The sequence below is a fragment of the Jezberella montanilacus genome, from assembly GCF_003003055.1.
Lineage (GTDB): Bacteria > Pseudomonadota > Gammaproteobacteria > Burkholderiales > Burkholderiaceae_B > Zwartia > Zwartia montanilacus.
The window spans coordinates 190,807-204,066 of sequence record NZ_PVTV01000012.1; the positions used below are offsets into that span (position 1 = coordinate 190,807).

11 protein-coding genes are annotated in these 13,260 nt (G+C 53.3%); 8 read left to right on the plus strand and 3 right to left on the minus strand.

What is annotated here, in order from left to right; translation table 11 throughout:
• Positions 1-67 precede the first annotated feature (67 nt).
• From BCM14_RS06780 to BCM14_RS06795, 4 genes are read left to right on the plus strand one after another with little or no spacing between them, the layout of a single operon-like run.
• Positions 68-2,167 carry a cytochrome c biogenesis protein ResB gene (locus BCM14_RS06780; protein WP_375318470.1) on the plus strand — a complete coding sequence of 700 codons (2,100 nt, stop codon included), beginning with the start codon at positions 68-70 and terminating at the stop codon, positions 2,165-2,167.
• Positions 2,164-3,513 (plus strand): c-type cytochrome biogenesis protein CcsB, encoded by a 1,350-nt coding sequence (ccsB, locus tag BCM14_RS06785; RefSeq protein WP_106227249.1) that lies wholly within the window; start codon positions 2,164-2,166, stop codon positions 3,511-3,513. Before BCM14_RS06780 ends, ccsB begins: the two co-directional genes overlap by 4 nt.
• Entirely contained in the window at positions 3,514-4,731 is a 1,218-nt protein-coding gene (locus BCM14_RS06790) for an MFS transporter (protein WP_259673464.1), read from the plus strand.
• A gap of 48 nt (positions 4,732-4,779) precedes the next feature.
• Positions 4,780-5,799, plus strand: a complete 1,020-nt coding sequence (locus tag BCM14_RS06795) for a histone deacetylase family protein (protein WP_106227250.1) — start codon at positions 4,780-4,782, stop codon at positions 5,797-5,799.
• 23 nt (positions 5,800-5,822) lie between these two features.
• On the opposite strand, the gene lysA is transcribed toward BCM14_RS06795, so the two are convergent.
• A complete protein-coding gene (gene lysA / locus BCM14_RS06800) occupies positions 5,823-7,115 on the minus strand; it encodes a diaminopimelate decarboxylase (RefSeq protein ID WP_106227251.1) in 1,293 nt (430 codons plus the stop codon).
• A gap of 15 nt (positions 7,116-7,130) precedes the next feature.
• Positions 7,131-7,406 carry a lipoprotein gene (locus tag BCM14_RS06805; protein WP_106227252.1) on the minus strand — a complete coding sequence of 92 codons (276 nt, stop codon included), beginning with the start codon at positions 7,404-7,406 and terminating at the stop codon, positions 7,131-7,133.
• A gap of 33 nt (positions 7,407-7,439) precedes the next feature.
• Between BCM14_RS06805 and cyaY the strand changes: the two genes are divergently transcribed.
• Positions 7,440-7,769 (plus strand): iron donor protein CyaY, encoded by a 330-nt coding sequence (cyaY, locus tag BCM14_RS06810; protein ID WP_106227253.1) that lies wholly within the window; start codon positions 7,440-7,442, stop codon positions 7,767-7,769.
• A gap of 39 nt (positions 7,770-7,808) precedes the next feature.
• Here cyaY and BCM14_RS06815 read toward each other — a convergent pair whose 3' ends face one another.
• Positions 7,809-10,253, minus strand: a complete 2,445-nt coding sequence (locus BCM14_RS06815) for a penicillin-binding protein 1A (protein ID WP_106227254.1) — start codon at positions 10,251-10,253, stop codon at positions 7,809-7,811.
• A 79-nt stretch (positions 10,254-10,332) separates the two neighbouring features.
• Between BCM14_RS06815 and BCM14_RS06820 the strand changes: the two genes are divergently transcribed.
• The 3 genes from BCM14_RS06820 to BCM14_RS06830 are packed head-to-tail and all read left to right on the plus strand — an operon-like array spanning position 10,333 to position 13,214.
• Positions 10,333-10,989 carry a shikimate kinase gene (locus tag BCM14_RS06820; protein WP_106227255.1) on the plus strand — a complete coding sequence of 219 codons (657 nt, stop codon included), beginning with the start codon at positions 10,333-10,335 and terminating at the stop codon, positions 10,987-10,989.
• Positions 10,977-12,056: a 3-dehydroquinate synthase gene (gene aroB, locus BCM14_RS06825; protein ID WP_106227256.1), complete on the plus strand. Its 1,080-nt coding sequence runs from the start codon at positions 10,977-10,979 to the stop codon at positions 12,054-12,056. Before BCM14_RS06820 ends, aroB begins: the two co-directional genes overlap by 13 nt.
• Positions 12,057-12,077: 21 nt before the next feature.
• On the plus strand, positions 12,078-13,214 hold the full coding sequence (locus BCM14_RS06830; protein ID WP_106227257.1) for a deoxyguanosinetriphosphate triphosphohydrolase: 1,137 nt from the start codon (positions 12,078-12,080) through the stop codon (positions 13,212-13,214).
• Positions 13,215-13,260 lie beyond the last annotated feature (46 nt).

A 13,260-nucleotide genomic window follows, 5' to 3' on the forward strand; every position in this document is an offset into this window, starting at 1 on the left:
CTATCTCGTAAAAAAAGGGGCGTCGTCAAGGCACCCCTTTTTTCTTCACTAAGCAACAGTCAATACCATGAGCTCAGCTGAGACGGCACTAAAGTCAACGGTGGCAACATCGAGAGACGGTTTTTTTGTGCGATTCGTTGAATTGCTGAGTTCAATGCGTTTCGCCATTAGCTTGCTGGTTTTCATTTGCCTGGCCAGCGTTATCGGCACAGTGTTGCCCCAAAGTCGGCCCGCCTCAAACTACATCGATATGTTCGGCCCTTTCTGGTACGAAGTACTCGATAAATTTTCACTCTGGCATATCTATAACAGCGCCTGGTTTTTGATCACCATGGCATTTCTCGTGACGTCGACAAGCCTATGCTTGATCCGCAACACACCCAAGATGCTGAAAGATGCCCGGTCATTTCGCGAGAATATCCGCAGCTCAAGTCTCAGGTCCTTTCATCATAAAGTCGACGTTCAGACGGCCCGAGATATCAGTGACGCAGGCCGTGCCGTTCGAGGCTGGCTGGCCAAACAAGGTTATGCGGTCAAAGTGCGAGAAGACGGTGAGGCCCTGCTCGTTGCCGCGAAAAAAGGCAGCGGTAATCGTCTGGGATATATCTGTGCTCACGCAGCGATTGTGATCATCTGTGTGGGCGGCTTGCTCGACAGCGAGCTGCCGACACGCCTGCAAATCATGTTCCTCGGCAAGACTCCAATCGTCGAAAACATGTTGATTGCCAACGTACCGCAGCGGGGTCGTTTATCGGTCGATAATCCGAGCTTCAGAGCCAACGTCTTGATACCAGAGGGTTCAGAAAGAAGCAGTGCCATCGTGAGCGTGGATGATGGCGCCCTGGTTCAGCCGTTGCCCTTTACGTTGAAACTGAAAAAATTTGACGTTGAGTTTTATTCAACTGGTATGCCCAGCCGTTTTGCCAGCCAGGTAGAAGTCATTGACCCGCAGAATGATAAAAAATTCGAAACAACAATTGAAGTCAATGAACCTCTTCGTTACCGGGGCGTCACAGTCTATCAGTCCAGTTTTGATGACGGTGGCAGCACGGTTGAGTTGCTTGGATATCCGCTGGGTGGTAGCGCTAATCTGACTTTTGATGTCAAAGGTAAAGTTGGCGACGCCTCAGATGTCGCACTGGGCGCGAGCGGTAAAAGTGTCAAAGTAGAAGTCACGAAATTGAGACCGTTCAATGTCGAAGATTTTTCGGGTGGCGAGCCGGCTGAACAGAAGGCTTTTGCCGAGCACGTTGCGTCAGTGACCGGAAGCGCAGCGGGCAAAAAAAATAAAAACCTGCATAACGTCGGGCCCAGTGTTGAATACAGAATAATTAATGAAAGCGGGCAAGCGACGCTGTTTCATAATTACATGGTGCCTGTTGAACTCGACGGCCTTCAAGTTATTTTGGCAGGGGTTAACGAAGGCGGCGGCTTTCGCTATATGAGAATCCCGGCTGATGCTGAAGGAACAGTCAAAGAATTTATGAGCCTGCGTGCGACCCTCGCCGATCCTCTGGCCAGACAAGAGGCTGTTGAGCGTTTTGCAAAAAACTACGGGGCGTCGAGCTCAGATCAGCAGGCCCTCAGACTGTCCGCACAGCGGGCGATCGATACGTTTGAAGCGGGCGGCTTACAGGCTATTTCAACGTTTCTTGAAGCTAATGTGCCGCAAGCCGAGCAAGCGCGTGCAGCCGATGTGGTCATACGCCTATTGGGCTCTTCAGTGGCCGAGTTGCGCAATATTGCACGCCAACGAGCTGGGTTGCCAGCGCTAAGCAATGCGCCTGATGAGTTGGATCGCAATGTCGATTGGGCGCGCACAGCAGTCGCCGCCTTGTCAGATCTCAAACTTTATCCGTCCGCCATGCTGCTGACATTGAAAAGTTTTGAACAAGTTCAGGCCAGTGTCTTTCAAGTGTCCCGCACCCCCGGCAAAAACATTGTTTATTTAGGGTGTTTACTGCTTGTTGTGGGTGTCTTCACCATGTTTTTTGTCCATGATCGCCGTATCTGGATCTGGCTGAAATCCTCAGAGACCTCAAGCGGCACCCATGTATTAGCGGCAATGACTTCCCAGAAGCGTACACTTGATTTCAATCGCGAATTTGACCGATTCAAACAAGCATTGAGCCGTTTAAGCTTTGTCGAAGGTAAAGATCCATCATGAGTAATCTGTCCGCCGCAAACACTCAAGCACTGCCACTGACGAACGATTGGGACGATTTGTCTGATACGGGCGACACCCGTTTGCTGCGCAGCCGTCCCAACTGGTACGACTTGGTGTTTTTCGTCTTGCTGGCGCTCGGTGCAGGCGTCACTCTCGATCGTTTCAGTGGCGCTATGGATTACTACGAGCAAGTGATCCTGTGCTGCGCCGTGCCGGTATTGACCTGGATGGGTTGGCTCTGGCGCCCGCTTCGTCTGTTGATGATTGCAGTGGGACTGGCGGCCGGTTTAGCGATTTGGCTGTATCAAGGCGATCTGGCCCGCGCCGAAACAGTATTTTTACTGAAATACCTCTTCTCTTCTCAGTCTGCCATCCTTTGGATGTGTGCCCTGTTTGTGCTGGCGACCGTGTGCTACTGGATAGGATTTATCAGCCCAACCGCGGCGTGGCTCGGCACTGTCCTGACTTGGTGTGCGGTGTTTTTAGGGACCACGGGGATGATGGTTCGCTGGCGCGAGGGCCACCTGATGGGCTCCGATATTGGGCACATACCTGTCAGTAATTTGTACGAGGTATTTGTTCTTTTCGCCTTGATTACCGCCTTGTTTTATTTGTTTTATGAGCGTCGTTACAACACTCGTGCCTTGGGCGGTTTCGTGCTGCTTGTGATTACTTCGGCGGTGGTTTTCTTGCTGTGGTATTCGTTTAGCCGAGATGCTGCACAGATACAGCCTCTGGTTCCTGCCCTCAAAAGCTGGTGGATGAAAATCCATGTCCCGGCGAACTTTATCGGCTATGGCACGTTTTCATTAGCGGCCATGGTGGCCTTTGCCTATCTGATCAAAGAGCACGGGCGCACGCGTTCGTGGCTAAAGCTCGCCCCGCTTTTCGTGCTGGGGGTGTTGCTCTGTATTGAGCCCATGGTCTTTCGCACACAAGGCTTATCGGCGACCTGGATGCTTTATTTCGGCTTTGGTTCAATGATTGTCGCGGCGATTCTGTTCTTTCGCCGACCGATCGCGGATCGTTTGCCCTCGCTTGAAGTCCTCGACGACATTATGTATCGCTCGATTGCGATCGGCTTTGCTTTCTTTACCGTTGCCACGATTCTCGGGGCCCTATGGGCGGCTGACGCCTGGGGCGCCTACTGGCAGTGGGATCCCAAAGAGACCTGGGCCTTGATTGTCTGGCTGAATTACGCAGCCTGGTTGCATTTGCGCCTGATGAAAGGCCTCAGAGGCACAATGGCGGCTTACTGGGCCCTGGTGGGTCTTCTTGTCACCGGGTTTGCTTTCCTGGGCGTCAATATGTTTTTATCTGGGCTGCATTCATACGGAGCAATCTGATTGTCGACACCAGCTAAACCACCCGCTCAATCATGGGTGGTGCTGACCGCTACCACCTGTGTACAGGCCCTCGTGGCCATGGCTCTGATGACATTGCCGGTGGTTGCGCCAGAAGTTGCTAAAGACATAGGGGTGTCGACAGCATACTTGGGCGTTTACGTTGCCACCGTTTATCTGGGTGCGATGATCGCGAGCCTCTTGGGTAGCGCAGCTGTCAAGCGCTGGGGGGCGATACGCTTAAGTCAGGCAGGCTTGTGCATTGATGCGATAGGCTTGTGTTTGTGCGCCGTCCCGAACCCGGCGGTGATCCTGTTAGGTGCGGTGCTGATTGGCTTGGGTTACGGGCCGATTACCCCCGCCAGCTCGCACTTATTGATCAAAACCACCCCAGCTAATCAACTATCTTTTGTCTTCTCGATCAAACAGACCGGCGTGCCGCTTGGTGGCATGGTGGCAGGTGCGGTGATCCCGTCTATGGCGTTAGGGATAGGCTGGCAATGGTCCTTTATCGCCTCGGGCATTGCTTGCGCGCTGTGCGCGTATTTTGTTCAACCCTTGCGCGAAGAACTCGATGACGATCGAGATTCAACCGTACAGTTTTCTCTCGTTGCTAGCCTGATCGATCCCTTGCGGCTGGTGCTCAAGCATCGGGTGCTTCGCTTGTTGGCGGCCTGTTCTTTCTTGTTTGCTATTTGTCAGATGTCGCTGATGGCCTATTTGGTGACTTTTTTGTATGAGGATCTGCATTGGGGCCTGGTCGCCGCGGGTGCCGCCTTGACGCTGGCCCAGGCCGCGGGCGTGGGCGGTCGAATTGTGTGGGGATATATTTCTGATAATTGGCGCGGCCCGGTTGTGATGCTCATCATTGTTGCTGCCCTCTTGATGCTGTCAGCTTTGGTTACACCCTTTGTGAACGAGCACACTTCACTTTGGTTGTTGTTCCCTTTGTTGATCGTATTCGGGTCTACCGCAATCGGATGGAACGGCGTTTTTCTTGCTGAAGTCGCACGCCAAGCGCCTAACGGCCAAACCAGCATGGCGACGGGCGGATCTTTATGTATTACCTTCCTAGGTGTCGTGACAGGTCCGTCGATGTTCGGTGTGCTGGCAGGATCCTTGCATAGTTACGGGGTCAGCTACGGGTTTCTAGCAATCCCAGCCTTGATCATCTTGTCTATACTGATTTCGCTATATCGCCGTCCTGACTCAGCTAACTAATCCCCAGTCTATCTTTTCGCCTATTTACTTCGTCCATTTACCGCGCCCATGAAAACCTATTTTCATCCTGATCAAAATCTCCATCATCCACAGACCTATCTGTCTCGCGGCAAAATGCGTGTCCCGCAAGAAATCCCCTTGCGTAGCGAGAAAATACTGGAAGGCATTGCTCAGCTGGGACTGCCAGTCGAGCAACCCAAGGATTACGGCCTGGAGCCGCTGTTGGCAGTCCATGATGCTGGTTATCTGACGTTTCTTGAGACCGCACACCCACGTTGGGTCGAGACCGGCCCTGACTGGGGTGATGAAGTGATCTCGAATGTCTTTATCCGCGAAGGCAACCCTTTGCGCGGCATCATGGCTGAGGCCGCAAAATACCTGGCCGATGGTAGCTGCCCGGTGGGCGCGCAAACCTGGGTGGCATCCTATTGGTCAGCACAAGCGGCGGTGGCGGGTGCGCAAGCCTTGCTCGACGGTGACAGCAAGGCCTATGCCTTGTGCCGTCCACCTGGCCATCATGCGCGTAAGGATGCTGCAGGTGGGTTCTGCTATGTCAACAACTCCGCTGTCGCAGCCCAATACCTCAAACAAAAATACTCACGCTTGGCGATCCTCGATACCGACGTCCATCACGGCCAAGGTATTCAGGATATTTTCTATGATCGGGATGATGTGCTCTACATCTCTACACATGGTGATCCAACGAACTTTTATCCAGTTGTCGCAGGATTTGATGACGAGACAGGCACGGGGGCAGGTAAAGGCTTTAACCTCAATCTACCCATCCCGCACGGTTCAACCGAACAAGTTTTCTTCAACAAGGTAAACGCTGCATTCGCTGCAATCAAAGACTTCAAGCCCGATGTGCTGGTCATGTCACTCGGCTTCGATGTGTATGAAGAAGATCCTCAAACCAAAGTGGCAGTGACAACCGAGGGCTTTAACCGACTGGGTAAACTGATTGCAGGGTTGAACCTACCTACCTTGGTGGTGCAAGAAGGCGGGTACCACTATGGCTCGTTGGCGGCTAATACGGTTAGTTTTTTCTCGGGTCTGCTTGGTCGATAAACTGGCCGTCTGTTTTCTGCAGATTAAGGTAAACAACTCTCACCCCTGATCAGATCTGCAAACGTCTCACGCTGTCTGATCACGTAGTATTTGTCACCATCAACCATGACCTCGGCAGGTCTGGTTCGGCTGTTGTAATTGCCTGCCATCACGAAGCTATACGCACCTGCTGACTCAATAGCGATCACGTCGCCCTGCTCAAGCGCCAGATCTCTTTCTTTTGCCAGCCAGTCAGCGCTCTCGCAAACCGGGCCGACGACGTCATAGCGGGTTGTTGCCGTATTGCGTGCGACGAGCGGTAATACACCATGCCAGGCCTCATACAGCGCTGGCCGGATCAAGTCGTTCATACCCGCATCGATAATCGCAAAGTTACGGCTTTCGGTTAGCTTTAGATACTCTACGGTCGTCAACAAAACACCTGCGTTACCGACCAAGGACCTGCCAGGCTCTAGTACCAACTGCAGATAATCAAACCCTTTTGCTTTGAGTTCGGCAAAGACCTGATCCAGCAGCACCTTGGGCGCCAAGGGGGTTTCGTCGTCGTAACGGATACCGAGCCCACCACCTAAATCGAGGTGATGCAGTTTGATCCCCGCCTGATCCAGCTGCGCAATTAATTTAAGCAACTTGTCGAGTGCGTCCAGGTAAGGACCTACCTCTGTGATTTGCGAGCCGATGTGGCAATCTACCCCCACTACGCTGATGCCGGGCAGGGAGGCTGCGTGCATATATGCCGTCACTGCTTCTTCAATCGCGATACCGAATTTATTTTCTTTTAGCCCAGTCGAGATATAAGGATGCGTTTTGGCATCGACATCGGGGTTGACGCGCAAGGATACCGCCGCGATCTTGCCCATAGCCGTTGCTACTTCCGACAGTCGATCCAGCTCGGGCAGCGATTCTACGTTAAAGCATTTAACGCCGGCCTCTAAGGCAGCCTGCATCTCGCACACCTGTTTACCGACGCCCGAGAAGACGATTTTGGCGGGATCTGCACCGACGGCAAGCACTCGCGCTAACTCACCGCCAGAAACAATGTCAAAACCGCTACCCAGTCGCGCAAACTCTTTCAGCACTGCCAAATTAGAGTTGGCTTTCATACCGAAGCAAACTAACGCATGATGACCCTCTGTTGCCTGGGCGTAATGTTGCCAGGCGGTCTTGAGGGCGGCGCGCGAGTATACATACAGGGGCGTACCAAGGGCTTTGGCGAGCTCAGAGAGGGCAACCCCTTCTGCATAGAGCTGCGACCCCTCGTAATGAAAGTGAGGTGCACCCGCAGGGGTTGCGAGTGATGCTAAGTTTGTAGTCATATAAAAATAAAACGCTTATTCAACAACAATCGGAGGCGGCGTGAGCGGGACGCGATCCATGAACAATGGCGCAGCGGGATCCATCTCATCCAGCATATCGTCTTGCGCCTCAGCGGCAGGCGGAGCCTTGACGTAATCAGGCGGTGTCCAGGTACGATCGACCGGCGGCTTTCTGGGTGGATAAGGGGGCGCGATATAGATCGGCATTTTCAGGCCGCAACCCGAGAGGGCTACGACGAGCCCAAGCATCGCTACAATGCGACTAATCTTGCGGTGGTAAGTAAAAACCATCTAAACAAACTCCGTCATGCCCGAGGGTACATTATGACCGAAACCGAATTTCTTGACCGAGTGACCGCTTTGCTCAATGCGATCGAAGCGCAAGCCGACCACTGGTTTGAAGCACTAGATCTTGACGTCGAGACACGCCGTCAAGGTAATGTACTCAATCTCATCTTTGATAACGGACATCAAATTGTCATCAACAGCCAAGCTCCCCTGATGGAAATGTGGCTCGCCGCACCCAGCGGGGGGTTCCATTACCGTTTCGATGGCACCTACTGGAAAGACACACGCGGTGGGCCAGACCTGCACCAAGCCTTATCGCTTGTTTGCAGCGAAGCGGCTGGGCAAGCCTTGACTGTGAGTCTCTAATCCTCAGTTTCTTAACCAGTCTTCTCGATTACTTACCGCTTATTGCCCAGCACGGTAGGGCGAATTTGAAGACCCCAAATTATTCAAGAAATCACCCAGCGAGTCTTGTCCGGAGACAGGTGGCATGGGCACACCAATCTGGCCTTGCGGCCCGTCCAGGCCGACGCGCGTCACCGTTTGACCCGGTGGGAACTCTCTTAGATATAAATTACCGCCCTCAGCAATAACGCCATCGGGTGCCGGCGCTCTGGGCACTTCGGGATAGTTCTTCAAGGCCGACATCATGTAGCCCGCCCAGATTGGCAGGGCTGCCCCACCGCCGGTTTCACCAGAGCCAAGGGATTTGGGCTTGTCAAAACCCATCCAGGCGATCCCGACCAATTGCGGCATATAGCCAGCGAACCAGGCATCAAAGGATTCATTCGTTGTCCCGGTTTTACCCGAAATGTCGTTACGCTTGAGTATCTGACGCGCTTTCGCCGCGGTACCGACTGTCGCATTGTTACGCAACAAATCGTCAATGATGTAGATGGTCCGACCATCAACCGTCCGGTTTGCTGAATCCCCTGCTATCACAGGCTTTGCTTGCATCAGGACTTGCCCATTCGCGTCGGTGACCCGGTCAATCAGATAGGGCGTGATTCGATAACCGCCGTTGGCAAACACTGAGTAAGCGCTGGCCAGTTGTAACGGCGTTACTTCACCTGCACCGAGCGCCATGGGCAAGTAGGCTGGATGACGAGACTTATCAAAACCGAAACGTGTCACATACTCTTGCGCGTATTGCGGACCGATCAGCTGCAAGATGCGGATTGAAACCATGTTTTTCGATTTGGCCAGCGCATCGCGCATGGTCAGCATGTCTTCGTACTGATTGCCATAGTTTTTTGGTGACCAAGGCTTAGAACCGGTTTGTGCCGCCGATAACTCGAAAGGCTGATCCGAAATCAAGGTCATGGGTGTCAGACCTTTTTCAATCGAAGCCGAGTAGATAAATGGCTTGAAGGATGAACCTGGCTGGCGCCAGGCTTGTGTCACCCGATTGAAGTTGCCATGATAGAAGTCAAAGCCGCCGACCATCGCTCTGATTGCACCGTCTTGCGGGGTCATCGCGATAAACGCAGCCTGTACCGTGGGCGGATTGAGAATCTCAAAACCATCTACGGTTTTGTGCAGATGAACCACCGAGCCTCGCTGAAGCCGTTGATCAGCCGCTGCTCTGGGGTTCAATGCACGCTGAATGATACCCAGTGCCTTCTTATCCTTAATCGAAACGATGTCTGACGAGCTGCGTGCCACGCGAACTTCTTCAGGCTTCGCAGACAAGACGACACCAGTCAGCATATCCGTGCGGTCAGGATGTTTTTCGAGAACGCCATCGAGAAACTCGTCAAACTTGGCAGGGTTGTTCTCGATGCCAGGGGGTACCTCTACGGTATCCTCTGGCCCGGGATAGGGTGCCCGTCTCGTGTAGTCGATTACGCCTTCGCGCAAGGATTCGTAGGCGGCTTCTTGATCCTTGGCAACGATGGTCGTATAGACGTTCAAGCCCCGTGAATAAACGTTGTCCGGATAAGATGACACCATCAGCTGACGCGCAAGCTCTGCGATGTATTCGGCATGAACCGCATAACCGCCAGCGGGCGTGCCTTCAGCGGATTTCACCACGATGGGTTGATCCAGCGCTGTTTTGTACTCTGTGTCAGTTAAATAGCCCAGGTTGTGCATGCGACCCAGGACATAACGCTGACGAATGACGGCCCGAGGTTTGTTGGCGATGGGGTTGAAGCGCGAAGGGGCCTTGGGGATACCAGCGAGCAAAGCGGCTTCAGCCGGCGTGACATCGGCAAGATTTTTGCCTAAGTAAGCCCGTGAGGCCGCAGCAAAACCGTAGGCACGATTACCCAGATAAATTTGATTCAAATACAGTTCAAGGATCTGGTCTTTGGTGAGGCTCGCTTCAATCTTGAAGGTCAACAGAAGCTCATAGAACTTGCGCGAATAGGTTTTTTCAGAAGACAAATAAAAATTACGCGCCACCTGCATAGTGATGGTGCTGGCGCCCTGAGTCTTTTGCATGGACATCAGGTTGGTCAGGCCAGCGCGAAGCACACCTGCCCAGTCGATACCACCGTGCTGATAGAACCGGTCGTCTTCCGCCGACAAAACCGCGGCTTTCATCACGTCGGGGATTTCTGCAAAATGCAGCACATTGCGGCGTTCTTCACCGAATTCGCCGATCATCACCTTATCGGCGCTATAGATGCGCAGTGGCACGCGCGGCCGGTAGTCGGTCATTGCGGTCAGCTCAGGCAAGTTGGGCCAGGCGAGCGATAAGGCCATGGCAGCGAGCAGAACCCCACAAAGTGCCAGCCCTAGCCCTAAAATGCTTAACTTAAGCAGAAAATTGATAATGAAAGAACCGCCTGATTTCTTTTGAGGCTGGTCGTCTTCATCGTCGTAAGAGTCGGAGTATTTGTTCATTGCCGGCTATTTTAATGGTTTTGGGGTGATTGTCCCGACGTATTGTCAGGTAATGGCGAGGTAATGGGATAATGTCGTGATGAATGAAGCCGATCCGCAACTTGCTCCCGAGGGCCATGACAGCCCGGCGCATGCTACCCCGCAATTACCGTCGGGGGGTGTTGACCTGCTCGGCCACGACCATCCGGTTTTTTTGGTTGGGATGATGGGGGCCGGTAAGACAACGGTCGGTAAGAATTTGGCCAAAATGTTGAACAGAGAGTTTGTGGACCTGGATCATGAACTTGAGGCACGTTGCGGCGTTCGCATCCCAACCATCTTTGAGATCGAAGGCGAAGAAGGGTTCCGTAAAAGAGAGTGTCAAGTGCTTGAAGCGTGCACGCGAACCCCTCGGATTGTTTTGGCGACCGGTGGCGGTGCGGTGCTCGCCCCGATCAACCGGCAGTTGCTTAAGGCGAGAGGTATCGTGGTGTATCTGCGCGCGGGTGTTGACGAGCTTTACCGCCGCACCAGCCGCGACCGCAACCGTCCGCTGCTCTCCACACCTGATCCGAAAGGGACGTTGCGTCATTTGCTGCAGCAGCGAGAACCCCTTTACCGCGAAGTCGCCGACCTGACTGTTGAAACGGGTACGACCAGTGTGACGAATCTGGTGACAGTCGTCGTCGATCAATTACGAACCAGCCCCAAGATTGTCTGGCTTCAAGAGAACGGAAATCCCCCATGCACGCCGTAGACGTCACCACCCCGGGTGGACATTACCCGATACACATTGCTCCCGGCCGCTTGGATCTGTTAGCGCAAACCATCCCGGCGGATGCGACCAGCATCGTCTTGGTGACCAATCCCACCATCGACAGCCTGATGGGACAGCGTGTTCATTCGGTTTTGAGTCAAACCGGTAAAAAGATTATTCGCATAAGCTTGCCCGATGGTGAAGCCTTCAAAACGATCGAAACCCTGGATTTGATCTTTGACGCCATGCTTGAAGCGAAACTCGACCGACGCACCGTAATGGTCGCCTTAGGGGGTGGGGTGATTGGGGATGTGGTTGGCTTTGCCGCCGCAACCTATATGCGTGGCGTGCGCTTTGTGCAAGTGCCAACCACGCTGCTTGCCCAAGTCGATTCGTCGGTGGGCGGTAAAACAGCGGTCAATCACCCGCGCGGCAAAAATATGATCGGTGCGTTTTATCAGCCTGTCGCCGTCGAGATCGACACCGACGTATTGAATACTCTGCCAGAGCGAGAGCTATCTGCTGGCTTAGCCGAGGTCATTAAATACGGCCTCATCATGGATGCAGACTTCTTCGCCTGGTGTGAAAAAAATGTGAACGGTTTGCGTGCTCGTCATCCTGAGCTCTTAGCAACGGCTATTCGTCGTTCATGCGAATTCAAAGCCTATGTAGTGTCCGAAGACGAGCGCGAAACCGGCATGCGTGCCTACTTGAATTTAGGCCACACCTTTGGCCACGCCATTGAAGCTGGCTTGGGCTACGGTGAGTGGTTACATGGCGAGGCAGTCGGTTGCGGTTTGTTGATGGCCGCCGATTTATCGGCAGAAGTCTTTGGCTTTGCCCGCGCTGATGTTGCTCGGGTGCGCGACCTCGTTCAAGCCATTGGTTGCCCAACGGTCGCGCCTCGATTGGGTGGGATTGAGCAATGGGTGTCCTTGATGCTGGGAGATAAAAAATCAGAAGCGGGCGAAATCCAGTTCATCTTGATGCCCCGCTTGGGCGAAGCCGTTCGCACCAAGGCTGATCCCGCCTTGGTCGCACAAGTGATTGCGCGCAACACGGTTTAACGCATTAAAAAAAGGTGCGCCATGTCAGAACTCGCTGTTTATGCATGTCATCCCGAACTTACGAAAGGCCGTCGCTATCCTGAGCCAGCCCCAAATAATCGAAGCGAGTTTCAGCGAGATCGCGACCGTATCATCCACGCGAATGCCTTCAGGCGGCTTGAATACAAAACACAGGTTTTTATTAATCACGAAGGCGATCTGTTTCGCACCCGTCTGACGCACTCGCTTGAAGTTGCACAGATTGCCCGCGTGCTTGCACGCAGCCTCAAGCTTAATGAGGATCTGACTGAAGCCATCGCCCTGGCCCATGATCTGGGGCATACCCCTTTTGGGCATGCCGGCCAAGATGAACTAAACGCCTGTATGCGAGAGTTCGTGCCCCAGGGAGGTGGCTTTGAACACAACTTGCAAAGCTTACGCGTGGTGGATGAGCTCGAAGAGCGCTACGCCGCCTTTAATGGCTTGAATCTATGCTTCGAGACTCGCGAGGGTGTGTTGAAGCATTGCTCTCTGTCACACGCCCGCTTGCTGGGGGCTGTGGGCCAACGATTCATCGACAAGACCCAACCTTCGCTTGAGGCGCAAATTGCCAACCTGGCTGACGAAATTGCCTACAATAACCACGACATTGACGACGGATTACGATCTGGCTTACTCGCGCTTGAACAGCTGTTGAATGTGCCTATTTTCGAGCGGCACTATACGAAGGTATTGAATACTTGGCCTGCAATTGCGCAGCGCCGCGCAATATCCGAAACGATTCGAAGCATGATCAATACGCTGATCTCGGATGTTGCTCAGACGACCGCCTGCAATTTACAAAAGGCTGCTCCCCAAGATGTTGATCAAGCTCGTTGCTGTGGTGAGTTGGTTGCGTTTTCACCAGAGATTCGGGCGCAGGCCAATGTGCTCAAAAAGTTCTTGTTCGATAATCTCTATCGGCACTACAAAGTGATTCGAATGACCAATAAGGCGCGAAAGATTGTCCGCGATCTGTTTAGCGCCTTCATTCACGAGCCAAGGCTCTTGCCACCCGACTACCGGCGCGATGATGACACGATCCAGGGGCGCGCTGTAGCTGACTACATTGCGGGGATGACGGATCGCTATGCAATCCGTGAGCACGCAAGATTATTCAACATGACTGAACATTTTTGAGAATTCGCTGTCAAACGCATTGATAGCCCGATTTTCAATGCTGTTG

Excerpts from the sequence above, each read along its gene's own strand:
- BCM14_RS06820 (WP_106227255.1), top strand. The coding sequence starts at position 10,333 with ATGAATGAAGCCGATCCGCAACTTGCTCCCGAGGGCCATGACAGCCCG.
- ccsB (WP_106227249.1), top strand. The coding sequence starts at position 2,164 with ATGAGTAATCTGTCCGCCGCAAACACTCAAGCACTGCCACTGACGAAC.
- BCM14_RS06815 (WP_106227254.1), bottom strand. The coding sequence starts at position 10,253 with ATGAACAAATACTCCGACTCTTACGACGATGAAGACGACCAGCCTCAA.
- BCM14_RS06830 (WP_106227257.1), top strand. The coding sequence starts at position 12,078 with ATGTCAGAACTCGCTGTTTATGCATGTCATCCCGAACTTACGAAAGGC.
- BCM14_RS06805 (WP_106227252.1), bottom strand. The coding sequence starts at position 7,406 with ATGGTTTTTACTTACCACCGCAAGATTAGTCGCATTGTAGCGATGCTT.
- aroB (WP_106227256.1), top strand. The coding sequence starts at position 10,977 with ATGCACGCCGTAGACGTCACCACCCCGGGTGGACATTACCCGATACAC.
- BCM14_RS06795 (WP_106227250.1), top strand. The coding sequence starts at position 4,780 with ATGAAAACCTATTTTCATCCTGATCAAAATCTCCATCATCCACAGACC.
- BCM14_RS06780 (WP_375318470.1), top strand. The coding sequence starts at position 68 with ATGAGCTCAGCTGAGACGGCACTAAAGTCAACGGTGGCAACATCGAGA.
- cyaY (WP_106227253.1), top strand. The coding sequence starts at position 7,440 with ATGACCGAAACCGAATTTCTTGACCGAGTGACCGCTTTGCTCAATGCG.
- lysA (WP_106227251.1), bottom strand. The coding sequence starts at position 7,115 with ATGACTACAAACTTAGCATCACTCGCAACCCCTGCGGGTGCACCTCAC.